Source organism: Fervidobacterium nodosum Rt17-B1 (assembly GCF_000017545.1).
Classification (GTDB): Bacteria; Thermotogota; Thermotogae; order Thermotogales; family Fervidobacteriaceae; genus Fervidobacterium; species Fervidobacterium nodosum.
Genome location: NC_009718.1, coordinates 1,930,819 through 1,948,941 on the forward strand (window position 1 = coordinate 1,930,819; position 18,123 = coordinate 1,948,941).

At 35.7% G+C, this 18,123-nt stretch carries 11 protein-coding genes and 1 pseudogene; 2 read left to right on the plus strand and 10 right to left on the minus strand.

Going from position 1 to position 18,123, the window contains the following annotated elements; genetic code table 11:
• The first annotated feature begins 11 nt into the window (after positions 1–11).
• A pseudogene (locus FNOD_RS09230) lies at positions 12–1,099 on the plus strand (Gfo/Idh/MocA family protein).
• 22 nt (positions 1,100–1,121) lie between these two features.
• Positions 1,122–1,478: a 6-carboxytetrahydropterin synthase QueD gene (gene queD / locus FNOD_RS09235; protein WP_011994904.1), complete on the plus strand. Its 357-nt coding sequence runs from the start codon at positions 1,122–1,124 to the stop codon at positions 1,476–1,478.
• A 75-nt stretch (positions 1,479–1,553) separates the two neighbouring features.
• Here queD and FNOD_RS09240 read toward each other — a convergent pair whose 3' ends face one another.
• The 10 genes from FNOD_RS09240 to FNOD_RS09285 all read right to left on the minus strand — a co-directional run bounded on the left by FNOD_RS09240 (position 1,554) and on the right by FNOD_RS09285 (position 17,652).
• Entirely contained in the window at positions 1,554–6,506 is a 4,953-nt protein-coding gene (locus tag FNOD_RS09240; protein WP_011994905.1) for a DNA-directed RNA polymerase subunit beta', read from the minus strand.
• A gap of 120 nt (positions 6,507–6,626) precedes the next feature.
• Positions 6,627–10,175, minus strand: a complete 3,549-nt coding sequence (rpoB, locus tag FNOD_RS09245) for a DNA-directed RNA polymerase subunit beta (protein WP_011994906.1) — start codon at positions 10,173–10,175, stop codon at positions 6,627–6,629.
• Between the two features lie 196 nt (positions 10,176–10,371).
• On the minus strand, positions 10,372–10,761 hold the full coding sequence (gene rplL, locus FNOD_RS09250) for a 50S ribosomal protein L7/L12 (RefSeq protein ID WP_011994907.1): 390 nt from the start codon (positions 10,759–10,761) through the stop codon (positions 10,372–10,374).
• A 61-nt stretch (positions 10,762–10,822) separates the two neighbouring features.
• Positions 10,823–11,368: a 50S ribosomal protein L10 gene (gene rplJ, locus FNOD_RS09255; protein ID WP_011994908.1), complete on the minus strand. Its 546-nt coding sequence runs from the start codon at positions 11,366–11,368 to the stop codon at positions 10,823–10,825.
• Between the two features lie 236 nt (positions 11,369–11,604).
• The gene (locus tag FNOD_RS09260; protein ID WP_011994909.1) at positions 11,605–13,365 is read right to left on the minus strand and encodes a peptidoglycan D,D-transpeptidase FtsI family protein; all 1,761 of its coding nucleotides are present in this window, start codon (positions 13,363–13,365) and stop codon (positions 11,605–11,607) included.
• Positions 13,362–13,622, minus strand: a complete 261-nt coding sequence (locus FNOD_RS09265) for a hypothetical protein (RefSeq protein WP_011994910.1) — start codon at positions 13,620–13,622, stop codon at positions 13,362–13,364. Before FNOD_RS09265 ends, FNOD_RS09260 begins: the two co-directional genes overlap by 4 nt.
• 149 nt (positions 13,623–13,771) lie before the next feature.
• Positions 13,772–14,656, minus strand: a complete 885-nt coding sequence (gene rsmH, locus FNOD_RS09270) for a 16S rRNA (cytosine(1402)-N(4))-methyltransferase RsmH (protein WP_011994911.1) — start codon at positions 14,654–14,656, stop codon at positions 13,772–13,774.
• A 252-nt stretch (positions 14,657–14,908) separates the two neighbouring features.
• Positions 14,909–15,844 carry a carbamate kinase gene (arcC, locus tag FNOD_RS09275; RefSeq protein WP_011994912.1) on the minus strand — a complete coding sequence of 312 codons (936 nt, stop codon included), beginning with the start codon at positions 15,842–15,844 and terminating at the stop codon, positions 14,909–14,911.
• Positions 15,845–15,886: 42 nt separating this feature from the next.
• Positions 15,887–16,768, minus strand: a complete 882-nt coding sequence (locus FNOD_RS09280; protein WP_011994913.1) for a bifunctional enoyl-CoA hydratase/phosphate acetyltransferase — start codon at positions 16,766–16,768, stop codon at positions 15,887–15,889.
• 47 nt (positions 16,769–16,815) lie between these two features.
• Positions 16,816–17,652 carry a M55 family metallopeptidase gene (locus tag FNOD_RS09285; protein WP_011994914.1) on the minus strand — a complete coding sequence of 279 codons (837 nt, stop codon included), beginning with the start codon at positions 17,650–17,652 and terminating at the stop codon, positions 16,816–16,818.
• Positions 17,653–18,123 lie beyond the last annotated feature (471 nt).

Below are 18,123 nucleotides of genomic sequence, written 5' to 3' on the forward strand. Positions count from 1 at the left end.
GTTTTTAGAATATGAAAAAACTGAAAATGGGATTGATTGGTTGTGGAAGGATAGGCTCTTCAAAACATGTCGAGGCGATAATAAGAAATAGTGATATAATTGAAGCTATTGCTGTATGTGATGTAATTGAAGAAAAAGCTATTAAATGCGCTGAAAAAATTGAAAAAGATGCTGGTTACACCCCTAAAGTTTATACCGATTACATAAAGATGCTCGATGAAGAAGAAATTGATTTTGTAGCCATCGCCACCGAAAGTGGGTATCACTACGAGATATCTATAGAAGCACTAAAAAGAGGTAAGCATGTTCTTGTTGAGAAACCTATGGCTTTGTCTACAAAGCATATGGATGAGATGATTGATACGGCTCGTAAAAATAATCTTAAATTAGGTGTTTGTTTCCAAAATCGATTTAATCCTCCTATAGTAGAACTTAGAAAAAAGATAGAAGATAATAGCTTCACAAGGATAAATTACGGTGTCGCTAGTATCAGATGGAATAGGGATAAAAATTATTACGAACAAGCAAAATGGAGGGGTACTTGGTTGTTAGATGGTGGTAGTTTGATGAACCAATGCACGCATAATATAGATTTGCTTCAATGGATGCTTGGTGGTGAAATCGATGAAGTATATGGTGTAATAAAGAATTTCCAACATCCATATATAGAAGCTGAGGATTTCGGTGGGGCACTCGTGAAATTTAAGAATGGCAGTGTTGGTATAATAGAAGGTACATCGACAATTTACCCAAAGAATCTTGAAGAAACTCTTTCGATTTTTGGTGAAACAGGTACCGTTGTTATCGGTGGACTTGCGGTTAATAGAATCCAAGTATGGAGATTCACAAATGAAGATAGCCATCCGTTTATGAACTTACCGGACCCTGATACAGTTTACGGTTCAGGACATGTGCCTTTGTACAGAGATTTTTACGAAGCGATTGTAAACAACAGGGAACCCAAAATTTCTGGTGAGGAAGGAAGGCTGTAGAAATAGTTTTAGCGATATACAGATCGGCTATTGAGAATAAGCCTGTTAAGTTTCCATTTGAGTTTAGTGCGGAACAAATGCTCAATTTCAGTGAGAAATGGAGATAGGAATTTTGTTGAGGTGAGTTATATGTTTTGCGTAGTTAAAGAGTTCACGTTCGATGCAGCGCATAATCTTGTTGAGTATCATGGCAAATGCGAGAAATTACACGGACATACTTATAAATTGCAGATAATGGTTTGTGGTGAGAGGGATAAAGAGGGAATGGTAATTGACTTTATTGATTTGAAAAAGATAGTACAAGAAGAGGTGTTGAGTTACTTAGACCATGCCTACATAAATGAAATAATACCTCAACCAAGTGCGGAAAACATCGCGGAGTGGATATGGAACAAACTTGAAGAAAAGCTCTCAAGCGAAAGATACAAACTAAGTGAAGTAAGGCTTTGGGAGACACCTACTTCTTTTGTAATATATAGAAAATAAGAGAATATAGGAACAAAAAAAACAAAAGCGCCCGTGTCAAAATCGTACGGGCGCTTTTGCTTTGCTATTGTATTATCATGCGAATTTTTCTTTTTCTTCTTTTGCAAGCCTTGGTGTTTCTTCGTATTGAACGGATGAGAATATATCGAATCCTGTACCTGCTGGTATTAGTTGACCGACTATTACGTTTTCTTTCAAACCTTTTAGATAATCTACAGCGCCTTTAATTGCAGCATCTGTTAGAACTTGTTGTGTTTGCTGGAAGCTTGCCGCACTTAACCAGCCTTCGTACTCGAGCGATGCTTGAGTAATTCTCAATAGTCTTCTTCTGTATTTTACAGTTTCTTTTGGAAGGATCTGATAAACTTCTTTTTCTTTATCGTGATTCATGATAACTACTTCTTTTATTCCGTATTCAATAAGTTTTTCAAGGAGTTCTTCTGTGACCTCTTCACCTTCAGCGGCAAGTTCTACAATTTCTCCATCTTCATTTTTCACAATGATATGTTTGGCAAGTTCTCTACCGATAATTTTCTTTCTGTTCATTTCAACTTTTGCATTGCCTTCCATTATTTCCCTGTTAACCTTGTTAAGCAAGCTTATCGGTACAAGGTCACCTGGTAAGAATTCTGTGTCGCCGGAATCTATGACTTCTGCTTTATTCAACATTTGCCTAATTATAAGTTCGAAGTGTTTGTCGTGAATGTCAACACCTTGTTGTACATAGACTCTCTTTATTTCTTTGAGTAAATACGTTGCTGTTTCTTCTGGTCCAAGTTCTTCCAGAATTTTTCTAACTTTGAGAGAACCACTTGTTAGCGATTGACCAGGTAATACTTTTTGACCAACTGTAACATTAACTCTTACTCTTGAAGGTACTTCGTATTCATGAATACCACCAAGTTCATCTTGTATATAAATTTTCTTTGGTTCATCATTTGAAATATCAACAACTGTACCTTTTACCTTTGAGAATATACCTTCTGGGTCTTTTGTTTTCTTTCTTGCCTCAAATAATTCCTCAACCCTTGGTAAACCTTGTGTGATATCTGCTGTAGTTGCAATACCACCAGTATGGAATGTACGCATTGTGAGCTGTGTTCCTGGTTCACCGATTGATTGAGCAGCAATTATACCAACTGATTCACCAACTGTAACTACTTTGTGGTTTGAAAGGTCTAATCCGTAACATTTTGCACAAACGCCATGTTCTGATTCACATGTGAGTACTGACCTGACATATATTTCTGGTCTTACATAAACGCTGTCTATATTGTTTTCTTCAAGTAATTTAGCAAGTGCAACGTCAACTTGCTCTTCTTCAACGGCTATCTGCTTTTTCCTATCTTTATCCCAAACTATCTCTTCTGATATTACAGAACCGACTATCGGATAAAGCTTAATTTTTACGTTCTTTATACCTGCGTCTCTTAGTTTTCTTACAACATCCCAATCGATTTCTGTTTCAGATGGTATTAGCCCTGATGGAGTGTCAATGTCTTCTGCAAGTTCAGCATAAACTTCTGGAATGTTTCCAACTGAGAGATCTAATATACTTTCTTCGACAACATTTACTCTCTTTTTGTAATTTGATAAGAATTTTGCATCCTCATCAAGAATTACGGTATCTCTTGTGTAAGACTTGTTGGTGTTGGGGTTGACTAATATATTTCCTGTACCGGGTTCATAAATATCTTTTGCGAGTACGCGACCAAAGATGAAGTCCTCTATTTTTTCAACAACAAAATTGTCAGAACTCTTAAGAAGTGTCGCACGAACACCTTCGTGTGTACCACAATCTGGTTCTGTTACAACAACGCTTTGTACAACATCAACAAGTCTTCTTGTTAAGTAACCTGCTGAACTTGTTCTCAATGCTGTGTCAGCGGAACCCTTTCTTGCACCATGGGTACTGATGAAAAATTCAAGAACCGATAGACCTTCACGGAAGTTTGAAATGATTGGTATTTCGATAGTTCTACCTGATGGGTCAGCCATGAGACCTCTCATACCTGATAGTTGTTTGAGTTGGTCTTTGTTACCTCTTGCACCAGAGTCAACCATTATGTAAACGGGGTTGAATGGATTTTCTCCAAGGTATCTGTATGTTTCTTCCTGGACTAAGTTTGTTGTTTCTGTCCATATTTTTATTGTTTCTTTATACTTTTCCTCATCACTTAGCAAGCCATCATCATAGAGCTTTTCGATATACTCTATTTTTTTCATTGCATTTGTTATAATCTCATTTTTCTTTGGAGAAATCATAAAGTCTTTAAGACTTATAGTAAGTCCTGAGATAGTTGCATAATGGAATCCAAGATCTTTTATGCTATCAAGTAGATCAGCTGTTCTGTCGATACCATGTGTTTTAAATGTTTTGTAAACAACGTCTTTTATGCCATTTTTACCAAATGTTTTGTTGTAATCTCTAAGTTCTTCTGGAAGTATGCTATTGAATATGACCCTTCCAAAAGTTGTTTTTATTGCTTTATCATTGATTTTTATAATGATTGGTTCATGTAGTTTGATAAAACCAAATTCGTAAGCAAGTTCGGCTTCTTCTGGATTTGCAAACTTCCATTTAATATTTTCCGGCTCTATTTTATCGTAGTTCTTATCAACCATCGTCAAGTAGTAAACACCAGCAACAATGTCTTTTCCAGGCATTGAAATAGGTTTACCATGAGCAGGTGATATAATGTTGTACCTTGAAAGCATTAATAATCTTGCTTCTGCTTGCGCTGCTGGCGATAATGGTAGATGTACCGCCATTTGGTCACCATCAAAGTCAGCGTTGAATGGCGGACATACCAATGGGTGAAGTTGTATAGCGTTGCCCTCTATTAATTTTGGCTCGAAGGCTTGAATTGACATCCTGTGTAGTGTTGGCGCTCTGTTAAGTAAAACAACTCTTCCTTGTATAACTTTTTCGAGTTTTTCCCAAGCTTTTGGATCTTCTCTTTGGAGTTCTTTCCTATATTTTTTGACTTTTGTTTGTGGTGCTTCTGTGTTTTCTTCTTTTGAAAGCTCTGCAATAACAAATGGTTCAAAGAGTTCGAGTGCCATCTTCTTTGGTAAACCACATTCGTGGATTTTCAAATGTGGACCTACAACGATAACCGCGCGTCCTGAATAGTCAACACGTTTACCAAGAAGGTTCCTTCTGAACCTTCCTTTTTTTCCACGGATAAGGTCTGTCAATGATTTTAGTTGTCTTCCGTTTCTGTCAACGTAAGCTTTTCCAATTTTTCCATTGAAAATGAGGTTATCAACAGCTTCTTGTAACATTCTTTTTTCGTTTCTTACGATAACCTCTGGCGCATTCATTTCAAGAAGTTTCTTAAGTCTGTTATTTCTCATTATGACTCTTCTGTATAGATCGTTAAGATCCGTTGTTGCGAATCTACCACCATCTATTTGAATCATAGGTCTTATTTCTGGTGGAACTACTGGTAAAGCTTCAAGAACCATCCACTCAGGTTTTGTTTGACTATCTATCAAGTCTTTAACTATTTTCATTTTTTTGAGTAATTTCTTTGCCCTGACACTGCTCTTTGGTATTTTCTTAAGTTCTGCTTCGATTTCTGCTTTCATTACTTCAAGGTCAATTTTTTCAAGAAGTTTTTTGATCGCCATTGCACCTGTTTCTGCTTCTATCTTACCAGGGTATATTCTCGAGTATGCTTCGTAATCTTGTTGAGTGATAACTTGTCCTTTTTTTATTCCCGTTTCCTCTGACACAGAAGGATCGATATCGGTTATGACCATTATTGGTTTATCGTTTTCTATTTGTTCTTCAACTACAAACATTCCAGGATAATATTCGCTAAAGAGTTTATATTCTTCGATAGTTAATTTCTCTTCTTCAAATAAAAATCTATCGGCGAGTATATCGCCAGCTTTTACCATTTGACCGTCTTCAACTTGAATAGGTGCTCCTTCAAACACAGGGTATTGTTTTATATTTTGAACGTTTTCAATGTATATAACTCCATTTGTGAGAACTTCATATAATCCGTTTTCTAAAGGTCTTAAATTAAGTTGTTTGCTGTATCTAATTGTACCTGAGACTGGAGCAACAATAGAGTTGAGAATGGTTTCTGTTGTAAGTTGCTGCCCTTTCTTAACTTTTTCATTGTTTTTTACCAAAGCTCTAACACCGTACGGAAGTGAAAACGTTATTGGATTATTTTTGCTTGTTGGCAATGGATTTATAGTTATAGTTTCTGAAATCTCATCTACTTCAACGGTACCATCAAATGGTGCAAATATTGCTTCGACTCTTTTTTCAGATACAATTTCATCTCCTTGATTGACTTGGTCGTTGTCTTTGAAGTTTAGTACCATTCCAGTGTAAACTTTCAATTCGGTTCGAGAGATGTTTTTAACAACTATCCAGTAAAGCTCTCTATCTGTGTGTGTTTTTTCGTGTTTTATGTGTACTTCACCATCTATATCAGATACTAAAGGTGAACGTGGTTCTTTAACTATATACGCTGGTGAGACTTCAAAATCCCACTTTTGTGCGTAAATTTCATATTCAGTTTGATTTAATATAGAACCTTTTATGAAAGGTGTATTTTTGGGATCGGTAACGATAACAACACGTTCATTAACTCTTCTACTTCCAAAATAGACAATTGTCTCTATATCTTTTACGGTCATGTCGAGGAGAGTCGCTATGACACTTGGAGAATTTTTTAAGTACCATACGTGTGTGACAGGCGCAGCAAGTTCTATATGTCCAAATCTCCTTCGGCGTGCGTCTTTTGATTCAACTTTAACACCACATTTTTCACAAACTGTACCTTCATATTTCTTTCCACTGTACTTTCCACAAGCGCATTCGTAGTCTTTTACAGGTCCAAATATCCTCTCACAGAAGAGACCATCTCTTTCTGGTTTGAAGGTACGGTAATTTATTGTCTCAGCTTTCTTTACTTCACCGTTTGACCAGTTTCTAATAACTTCGGGTGAAGCTACTCTAACGTTCACACTTGCAATTTTTCTTTTGAAAGAAGAACTCATTCAGTTTCCCTCCTCATCATGAATAGGGGTTCACAACCTTTGATACTCATTTTGATCAATAATCAGCGGTCATAGAAGGTTGGTTAAATTTCTAACCTTGACCGCTGATTCAATAAAATATTATAATTTTTCAATATCTATTTCATTTCCGTGTTCATCGTATACTCTTACATCCAAAGCTAAACCTTTAAGTTCTCTGACAAGAACTTTAAAGCTCTCAGGTAACCCGGGTTCTGGGAGATTTTTACTCTTCATTATAGCTTTGTAAACTTCTGTTCTTCCCTTTATGTCATCGCTCTTTACTGTTAACATTTCGTTGAGTGTGTAAGATGCTCCGTAGGCTTCAAGTGCCCAAACTTCCATTTCACCAAATCTTTGACCACCAAATTGTGCTTTACCACCAAGTGGTTGCTGGTGAATAAGCGAATATGGACCTGTTGCTCGTGCGTGTATTTTATCTCGAGCTATGTGGATAAGTTTCATAATGTACATGTAACCAACTAATACTGGGAAATCAAATTCTTTACCTGTCCTACCATCTCTGAGCGTGACTTTTCCAGATGGATTATTTGGATCATCGCCATGATGTAAGTTAAGTGTTTCTCTTACTTTGTAAAGTTCTGGTAGTATGTCATCTTCTTTTGCTCCATCAAATACAGGCGTTGCAAAGTATCTGTTAGTTAATTTTGCGAGCCAACCAAGCGATGTTTCAAGCACCTGACCGATATTCATACGTGATGGAACACCAAGAGGACTAAGCACAACTTGAACCGGTGTACCATCTGGTAAGAACGGCATATCTTCTTTTGGAAGAATCATCGAGACAACACCTTTATTACCGTGTCTACCAGCGAGTTTGTCACCGACTTCTAATGGTTTCCTAGTTGCCAAGTAGACTCTCACAAGTGTATTTACGCCAGGTCCCAAATCACCGACTTCTTCTTTATGGAAAACGTGAACGCCTATAACTCTTCCTTCAACACCATGTGGTACCCTCAATGAAGAATCCTTTACATCTTTACCTTTCTCACCAAAGACTGATCTCATAATTTTTTCTTCTGGACTTGCGTCACTTTCACCTTTTGGTGTTACTTTACCAACTAATATATCCTGTGATGTAAAGTATTTTTGTTTACCAACGTACGCACCTATCCTTATTATTCCATTCTCGTCAAGGTTTCTAATATTTTCTTTTGAAACATTTGGTATTTCTGATGTAATTTCTTCTGGACCAACTCTTGTTTCTCTTGCTGTTGTTTCGTAAACCTCTATATGTACGGATGTAAATGTATCTTCCTCAAGAAGCTCTTCACTTACCAATATTGCGTCTTCAAAGTTGTAACCTTCCCATGGTAAAAATGCAACGAGTACATTCTTTCCAAGTGCAAGTTCTCCATTGTCAGTTGCTGGACCATCAGCGATTGGCGAGCCTTTCTTTACGAAATCACCAACATTGACGATTGGTTTTTGCGTTATTGATGTATCTTGGTTTGACCTTACATATTTTAGAAGTGTGTATTCGTCAATTATTGGGTTACCTTTTTTATCGTACATTAGTTGACCATTTTCATCTATTCTGTGAATGATAATTTTTCTACCATCAACCTTTTTAACTACACCATCATTCTTTGCTAACACTACGTGACCTGAGTAAATAGCCGCTGCGTATTCCATTCCTGTACCTACAAATGGTGCTTCTGGCTTTATAACAGGAACAGCTTGTCTTTGCATGTTTGAACCCATCAACGCGCGATTTGCGTCATCGTGTTCCAAGAATGGTATAAGTGATGTTGTAACACTAACTATCTGCTTTGGAGAGATATCTACAAGATCTACTTCATTTTTGTGAACGTAAACTATTTTTTCAAGGTACCTTACGGGGACCCTTTCTTGTATTATATTCCCTTCTTTGTCAAAAGCGATTGTTACAGATGCTATTTTGTAGTTTTCTTCCTCATCAGCAGCTAAATAGACCACTTCGTTTGCTAATTTTCCATTGGTGATTCTTCTGTAAGGTGTTACCAAAAATCCGTATTCATCAATAGTCGCATAAACTGAAAGTGATGTTATAAGACCAATGTTACCACCTTCAGGTGTTTCGATAGGACACATCCTCCCATAGTGTGAGTGGTGAACGTCACGAACTTCAAATCTTGCTCTTTCTCTTTTTAGACCGCCAGGTCCAACTGCAGTTAGCCTTCTTTTGTGCGTTAATTCAGCAATTGGATTTACTTGGTCCATAAATTGGGAGAGTGGGTTTGTAGCGAAGAAGCTATTCAATGAAGCTATAACATTTCTCAAGTTTATTAAACTTGGAATAGATATTTTATCTAAACTTGTATAGGTAGCTAATTTTTCTTGTATTTGATGTATTGATTTCGAAAATGCTCTTTCAAATTCTGAACCTATAAGTTCACCAACTGTTTTAACTCTCTTATTCGATAGATGGTCTTTGGTATCCAACGTTTCTGGATGTTTTTCTGTTTCAAGGAGCATTCTAATAACCAAGATAATATCTATTGGTGTAAGAGCATTCGATTTTTCTTCGTATTCTATCCGTTCAACACTTTTTGGATTTCTTCCTTCTATTTCAATCAAATATTTTCTATAGGCATTTGTCAATTTTTTATTCATTTTATAGCGACCGACTTCTGAAAGTTCAAACCTTTCTTCATTAAAGTAAAGGTTATTCCAATATGATTTTGCGGCATTGTATCTGAATACTTCTCCGGGTCTTAATTCCTTGTATATTTCCATGAAAGCTCTTAACTCACTGATATTTTCTTCTAATGGCATTTTGAGTTTTTCTTTAAGCTTCATGTATGTTTTGAACATATAGTTATTAACAACTTTAATTTTTTCAATTCCATGTTCTCTTAATATTTCGACAAGTGTCGAAGTTAGAACTGACCCTTTTTCTGCAATTACTTCTCCGCTTTTTGAAACAATTTTCTCGAGAATAATTATTCCTTCAGATTGTTTTAAAGAATAGTCGTCTTCGACATCTAAGTAAGCCGGGAAGAGCGAGAGTATATCTATATCATTTTGAAATCCAAGTGTTTTTAAGACAAGGAATAGATTGAGTCTTTTTCTTCTATCAATTCTTGCGTAAAGTGTTTCATCGTTTAAGTTAAGCATTATTTCTAACCATACGCCACGAACCGGTAGAAAATGAGCAAGGTATATAGGTTTAGCACCAATATTTTTTGTTGGTTCTTCGACAAAATATACGCCAGGGCTTCTAACAAGTTGACTTACAACAACTCTTTCAACACCGTTAATTACAAAAGTTTGATTTTCAGTCATTATTGGGTAGTTTCCAAGAGAAACCTCTTCTTCACGCATTTCTCCGGTTGAAACATCTGTGACCCTAACTGTTGCATAGAATGGAGCTACATAAGTTAACAATCTTTGCTTACATTCTTCAACACTGTGAAGTGGCGCACCAACTCTGAAGTTTACAAACTCAAGATTGAAGCCCTTCTCTCTTCTGCCTTCAACTTTTGCAGAAGTTATAGGGCTAAACTTCTTAAGAATACGTAAAATACCATGGTTCAAAAGCTCTTCGAAAGACTTTCGCTGGATTTCAACAAGGTCGGGTACTTGGATAATCTCATCAACCTTACCGAAAGAATACCTTGTACGTTTACCAATTTGGTAGGTTTTCATCTCATCACCTCTTCCTCAATCATTGCACATTTGCACATTACAATCTGGATGGAAAAATAATCACCGCGGAGGTTTAGAAAGAAAAAGGATTGGAAAAGTCAATAATAAGCCAATTATATATTAAACCATAAAAACCCCGCACTGTACAGTACTGTGCGGGGTTTGATACACAATATTCTTTATTTTGAAAAGTATGTTACTTTATTTCAACTTCTCCGCCAACTTCTGTAATCTTCTTCTTGATTTCTTCTGCTTCTTCTTTCTTTACGCCTTGTTTAATGAATGCATCTGCTGCTCCTGCTTTTTCTACGAGGTCTTTTGCTTCTTTAAGACCGAGGCCTGTTATTTCTCTTACTACCTTTATAACTTCAACTTTCTTTGCTCCGAAGCTCTTGAGGAGAACATCGAATGAATCTTTTTCTTCAGCTGCTGCAGCTGATGGTGCTGCTGCGCCTGCAACGGGCATTGCTGCCATTACTGGTGCCGCTGCGCTTACTCCAAATCTTTCTTCAAGCATCTTGACAAGTTCTGCAAGTTCTGCAACTGTTAAACCTTCAATAGCTTTTACAAGTTCTTCCAATGTCATGATATACACCTCCATAATCGTATGTTCTTAAATTTTTTAATTAAAACAAATCTTGTGTTTATCACTGCTTTTCTTTTTGCTCTTTAATAGCATTAAGCGCATAAAGTACGCTTCTAAGCACACCTGCAAGAGAGTTGACAAGACCGCGTATCGGAGCCTGAATTCCTCCAACAACCATTGCGATAAGTTGGTCTCTGGATGGAAGTTTCGAAAGGTCTTCGAGTTGTTCCCCGGCAAAGAACTTTCTTTCAAGGAATAAACCTTTACATACTGGTGTACCCTTGTTTTCTTTAACAAAGTTGTAGAAGACTTTGATAGCTTCTACTGGATCTCCCTCTGTTACATACAAAACCGCTGTGGGACCAAAGAATGAACTTTCATGAGAATCAACATCGTAACCAGAGTTCTTCAAAGCCATCTTTAAAAGTGTGTTTTTTACAACGGTTAACCTTGCACCACTACCAAGTTTTTCTCTTAAAGCTCTTCTTAAATTTGTCATTTGTGCAACGGTCAAACCTTTAAAGTCTGTGAAAAGAACAAGTGATGAATTTTGAAACTCGCTGGTAAGTTCTTGAACCAACTGTTCCTTTTCTGGTCTTCTAAGCACATCTTCACCTCCAATCTCTAAATAAAAACAAAAAATGCCTCTTTCCGAGGCATAACAAAAGAGAACTCCAGCTAAAAAGCGGGTTTCTCTTTTGTGCCTCCTGCAGGCGACCACTTGGGTCTTTTTTGTACCTGCATTCTTCGGCAAACATTGAGATATACCAATGCTATATTTTACCAGATATTGATTTTTATTAGTGAAAAAAATGTAACAAAAGCATGAATTTTTATTTTGGGTTATAGGGGTGGTAAATCGGAAAGCCATACGTTTAATGCGGTTCCTTCTGACGTAATTTCGAATTCGTATTTATCCACATAGAGACCTTTTTCATGAATCTTAATGTTTAACTTTTTTTCATTTGCCAATGAGATGAGTTGTTTAATTGTCCAGCCTTTTATATTTGGAATTTCTGCGTTATTTGAGTTTTGTGAATTCTTAGTTTGATATTGTATTAACTCTTCAACCACATTTTTAAAAAGTGGTGCTGCGACTATACTGCTTAACTTTTCTTTTTGTGGAGAATCTACCCAAACAAGGATTGTGTATTCTTTATCTAACTTAACTTGACCAATAAAGAGTGCTGTAACATCCTTTTTCCCATTTTTTTGTGCTGTACCAGTCTTACCTAAGATTTTTATTTCATCAACTTTTGCATTTACTCCTGTACCTTTCTCTACAACATCAAGAAGCATTGTCTTAACTATTTTTGCTGTATCAGCCGAAAGAATTTTTTTAGTTCTAATTTCACCTGATTCATCAAGTGTTGGAGAAACGTATATACCATCATTTACAATTGAATTGAAAGCAGCTAATAATTGAATAGGTGTAACTCCTATTGATTGGCCAATTCCAATGAACGCCCAATCTGCACGATACCATTTGTCAGGTGGATTAAGCTTACCGGGAATCTCTCCTAACAATTCAATTCCAGTTTCTTTTCCAAAACCAAAAGATGTTAGTATCTCATAAAGTTTCTCTTGACCATATGTATCAATTATTTTTTTAGTGGTTAAAATAGAGACAACGTTACAGGAATGGACAAGTCCATCGTAAAGCGTTATATTTTCGTGTTTTTCAAGGTCTTTTATTGTTAAATCAAGTCCTTCTATGGGTTTAATGTACCCTGGACAATAAAAATTTGTTTCTGGTGTAACTAACCCAAGTTCAAGTGCAGCTGCAAAAAGTATAGGTTTTATTGTAGAGCCTGGTTCAAGATATCCCATATAGTATGTTGGCCAACTTTGAGTAGTTAGTGCGACTCTTATTTTCCCGGTTTTACTCTCCATCAATAATATTCCAACTTCAGTTGCTTGTTTTTCTAATTGATATTTTTTAGCAAAATCATAAAGTTTTTTTTGAAGAGATATATCAATTGTTAATCTTATATCTTTACCATTTTCTGGTTCAATTCTTACTGATTTAACTCTGTTTCCTATAAAACTTGAATAGCTAATAGAAATTATCCCATCTCTAATGGGTCTCAATAATTTATCAAAGTACGCTTCTGCCCCACTGATGCCACATCTTTGTTCAGTACGGCCTACGATGAAATTCAAAGCAAAATCTTGGATAGAAATTCTCCGCTCCTCTTGCTCTATGTTGACAAACTTTAAATACTGGGGCGGTATCTTTTTTTGTATTTCTTCTCTTTTTGAAAAAGAACCAAGTCTTAAGATGTTCTTATTATCTAAGTCAACGAGCTTTTCGGATAATCCAAAATTAGAAAGCATCTTTATAAAATCCGGATCACGCTTAAAGGCATTACCGGCAATTGCTTTCAAATATCTAATATCTAAGTATGCTGTATAAACGACTTCACTTGTTGCTAAAAGCCTCCCACGTGAGTCATATATATTACCCCTCAGTGCAACTACTTTGCTGTTTATAGCGTATTGATTAGTATATATATTATTCCATATTTTGAAAATTAGTATTGATAATATTAATACAAAAGATATAAATGCAATTTTGTATCTCTTATTACTCAACTTATTCAATTTATTACATCACGCCCCATAACAATTTTTGTAATTTGTAACCCAAGTACCTCGCTTTGTTGTTCAATTATTGAAAGATTTTCTCTATAAATTGAAAGTTCTTTACTTAATTGGACCGTTCTCCAATTAAGTATATATGCACTAAGAGCAAGTATAACCAACAAAACAATAGGAATCAAGTATTTGAAAAAAGTTGAAATAAAACTACTTTCTTTTTCAAGGATAACTTCTCTCTGTTTGGCCCTTACTAAAGTCATAAATATCCCCCTTCGCTCCGCTAGATTTTTAAATAGATAGAATAAAATAAAATGAATAAATGGATCGACAAGGAACGGTCTAAGTGAAAGCTTCGTTCGGACTATAAACCACTTTGAACTGGTTTTGTAAATTAAAGTTTTAATGGGGATTAAACTCGCTCCGCTAATCTAAGTTTGGCGCTTCTAGCTCTTGGATTTTCGGCTACTTCAAAAGTTGTTGGACTGATAAAATCACCAATAGGTTTTAACCTCTTATCATTCTTAAATACGTGTTTTACAATCCTATCTTCTAATGAATGGAAAGAAATAATAGCTAATCTACCACCAGAATTTAGATAATCTGGTGCGAATTCAAGAAATTTAGAAATATTCTCAATTTCTTTATTTACCTCAATTCTTATAGCTTGGAAAGTTTTTGTGGCAAAATGGCGTTTCCTATTATGCACTTCCTTGTACGGGAGTGCCCTCTTAATTACTTCAACAAGTTGTCTTGTTGTTTGTATAGGTCTATTTTGGACAATTGCTCTTGCAATTCTTCGGGAAAAATTTTCTTCACCATAGTTGTATATAATATCGGCTAATTTTTCCTCAGGATAGGTATTAACAATATGGTAGGCTGTTAAATTATTCTCGAGGTTCATTCTCATATCAAGAGGTTCATCTTGATTAAAAGAAAAACCTCTACCCTCAGCTTTGAGTTGGTAGGTTGATACTCCCAAATCAACAAGTAGTCCATCAACTTTATGGACTTGTAATAAACTCAATAAGACGGGTAATTCTACGTAGGAGAATTTAAAAAGCTGAACATTAGGGTAGGACAACAAATTGTGCTCTGCTATTTGTAATACTTCACTATCGACATCAATTCCAATAACCCTACCACCATATGGTAACACACGTTCTGCTATAGCTCGAGTGTGTCCGCCTTCTCCTACAGTGCAATCTACATACACCCCGTCCGGCTTCCAAATTAAATTTTCAACAACCTCATTTAATAATACCGGGATGTGATGATCGTTATATACTCTATTCATCTTTTCTCCGCTCCGCTAAAATTAGAAAAAGACTGTTTATATTGTAAAGTAAAAGAATAACAAAATGCAATTTTGTATTAAAAAATAACATGTTGTAAGATGCTTTATTTATGGTGTTTTTTGACAACTTTTTAAAATATACTTGGGTATAGTAAAAATTAACATTTTGTTAATCAGAAAAATAAAAATAGCGGTTGCCAATATTTTGAATTGAGCAACCGCTATTTTTTAATTATTTTTATAATTTATGTTTTATGGAACAATCTTTGTTCCAGTTTCACCTTTTAGGGCTTTATCGAGTACTGCCATATCTGTGATTATACATTCGCGACCCGTTGATGAAACAAAATCAATGGCCGCTTCAATTTTTGGCCCCATGCTTCCAGATGGAAATTGCCCTTCAGCAAGGTATTTTTTTGCTTCTTCAACCGTTAGTTTATCGACTTCAAATTGATCTGGCTTTTTGTAATTTATGCAGACTTTTTCTACACCTGTTAATATTATTAAAATATCTGCTTCTACTTCCTTTGCTAATAATGCACTTGCCCTGTCTTTATCTATAACTGCTTCCACGCCTTTGAACATGCCGTTTTCTTTGACAACGGGTATTCCACCACCACCAGCTGCGATTACTATAACGTCTTTTTCTACTAACATTTTTATAACTTCTTTTTCAACAATATCTAGTGGTATTGGTGATGGTACGACTCTTCTATAGCCTCTTCCAGCATCTTCTTTCATTATCCAGCCTTTTTCTTGTGCAAGTTTTTCAGCCTCTTCTTTGGAATAGAATGGTCCAACAGGTTTCGTTGGTTTTTGAAATGCGGGATCGTTTTTATCTACTTCTATTTGTGTTACTATAGCAGCTATTTGTCTTTCAATATTTCGCCTTTTTAGTTCATTTTCTAAAGTAAGAGCTATCATATAGCCAAGACTACCTTGCGTTTGTGCATCGTTTACGTCGATTGGGAATGGTGGAATTACATGCTTTGCAAGATCTTGTTGTACAAGCAAGTTTCCAACTTGTGGACCGTTCCCGTGTGTGATAATGATATCGTACTCATCAAGCATACCTGCTAAGTAGTGTGCTGTTTCTGAAAGATTTTTAATCATGTTTTCTGCTGTTGGTTCCTCACCAGGTCTGTTTACTGCGTTTCCACCAATTGCTACAACTGCGAGTTTTTTCATTGCTTTACACCTCCAAAACTTAGATATTTTTGGTATTTATCATTATGATAAAGCAATTGCCAATGCTATCGATGCAAATTTAGAATCGCTTGTGTCGGCTCTTGAAATAACTATTACTGGTACCTTGGCTCCAGCTATTATACCTGCAATTCTTCCGTTAGCAAAGTATACAGCTGATTTACCAAGGAAATTTCCACTGTGTATGTCTGGAACAACTAAGATATCTGCATGCCCTGCTACATCCCCTTTCACACCTTTTACTTCCGCAGCGTAAATACTAAGCGCATTATCGATACCAAGTGGACCATCTATTTTGCAGTTTTTTATTTGTCCTCTTTCGTTCATTTTAGCAATTATTGCTGCCTCCATTGTTTCAGGCATATCGGGATTGACTGTCTCAACGGCAGCTATAAGACCAACTTTTGGTATTTCATAACCGAGTTTTCTTGCTACTTCCACAGCGTTTTGTATTATCTGCACTTTTTGCTCCAATGTTGGTCTTATAACCATTCCACCATCAGTGACAAATATCAATCTATTTACACCTGGGACTTCAACAACAGCAACGTGTGAGAGTAATCTATCGGTTCTTAACCCAAATTCTTTGTCAAGTACAGCTTTAAGTAATGTTGATGTTTTAACTAATCCTTTCATAACTATGTGTGCTTTTCCTTCTATTATACTTTTAACTGCTTGTTTGGAAGCGTCTTCTTCTGTTCGGCAATCGACGACAGGAAATTCGGCGCCTATCTCTTCTAGGTTTTTTTCAATGATTTCTTTTTTTCCAAAGAGTATTGCGGAAACTCCCAAATCTTTTGCTTCGTGTACCGCTTTTATTGCTTCTTTATCCTCTCCACCAGCAATAGCAATAATCTTGTTTTTTCCTTTTGCCAATTCGATGATATCGTCAAGGGTTTTAAGCACTTTAAACACCTCCGCTATACAAAATATAAAGTTTATAAATATAGAATTTATGAAAGAATTTTTGCTGCTGCACAAATATAGGTCATTGCAAGAAGAGCTTCAAATATTACTTTATAGTCTTCGTGAATTATCCTTACCTTTCTTCCATCTAATCTTTCTACAAGTGGCATAGAAGAAACTAAATCAGCTCTAAGTGTATCTGAAAACTCAACAATCATTTCAATCGGTTTTTTGAAGCCGAATATATCAAACTCACTTTTTTCTCTTTGGATAAGTGCTTTTGCATTCTCTTCAAGTTCGGTTAGTAAGTCTTTCATCGGTCTCATAACGGCACTATGCCTACCTATTGACTCTTTTGTAACAGAATACAAAGCCTTTGGAATGTATTTTTTCGTTTGCTGAACAACTTTGTCATCTCCAACGATACAACCTACGGGTACGTTATACAAACCACCGAATGCAGCATTTATGAGCGCTTCATTCATTTCCAAACCATTTATCCACAAATTGTGTATAGACGAACTTGAATAAGTATGGTCCATGTTTGCACTTTCAGTGCCAATACCTGCATGATAACCAAAGAAAACAATGTAATCAAATGATTCATCTATGCCGTACATCATGTAATATCTTCTTATTCCGCCGCTAACCAAGTTTACATTTGGAAATTCTGAAGTGATTTCCCAAGGAATATTGTCGCCTGAGGCGTGGGAATCAACAAGAAGTATCTCTGAATTTCCAAGACCGTTTAAAAACGCTCTGAGTTGTTTTAACATATATTCTCTTTTGTAATCCGCTGATCTTTTGTCTACATCTGACCAATTTGTAATACCGGCTAATCCTTCAAAGTCAAATGATATAAATATTTTTTTATTTCTGCTCATATCCTTCCCCCGCTTTTTGAGAAAAATAATAGAAATAATTTTTCATTACAAAAAATATTATAATCTCTTATGTGAAAAATTAAAGTATTGCATTTTTTCAAAAGAAAAAGCATACATGCGCATACTTAAGATTTTTTTAACCACGTTTATTAGTTTTGAAGTCTTTATTTTTTTTCTGTTACTTGTAAATCTTTAGAAGTGCTTTTTTAGAAAATTAAAAATTCTAAAAGATTAAATTTGGGGACTTCTATTGAATTTTTTCTCATTTAAAACTAAAGGTAACATATTGTCATAAATTAGTATCACTCTGAAAAATATCATTTAGATGTTAACATAAACTTTGACTTGATTTTTAACATAGACCTGTGAGATAATACATATTGCTCTCTCCCAAATATAACTTTTTTCTCTTTATAATTATCTACCTATATATGTTTATGTCCAATATCTTACGCTAATGGCAGCCCACAG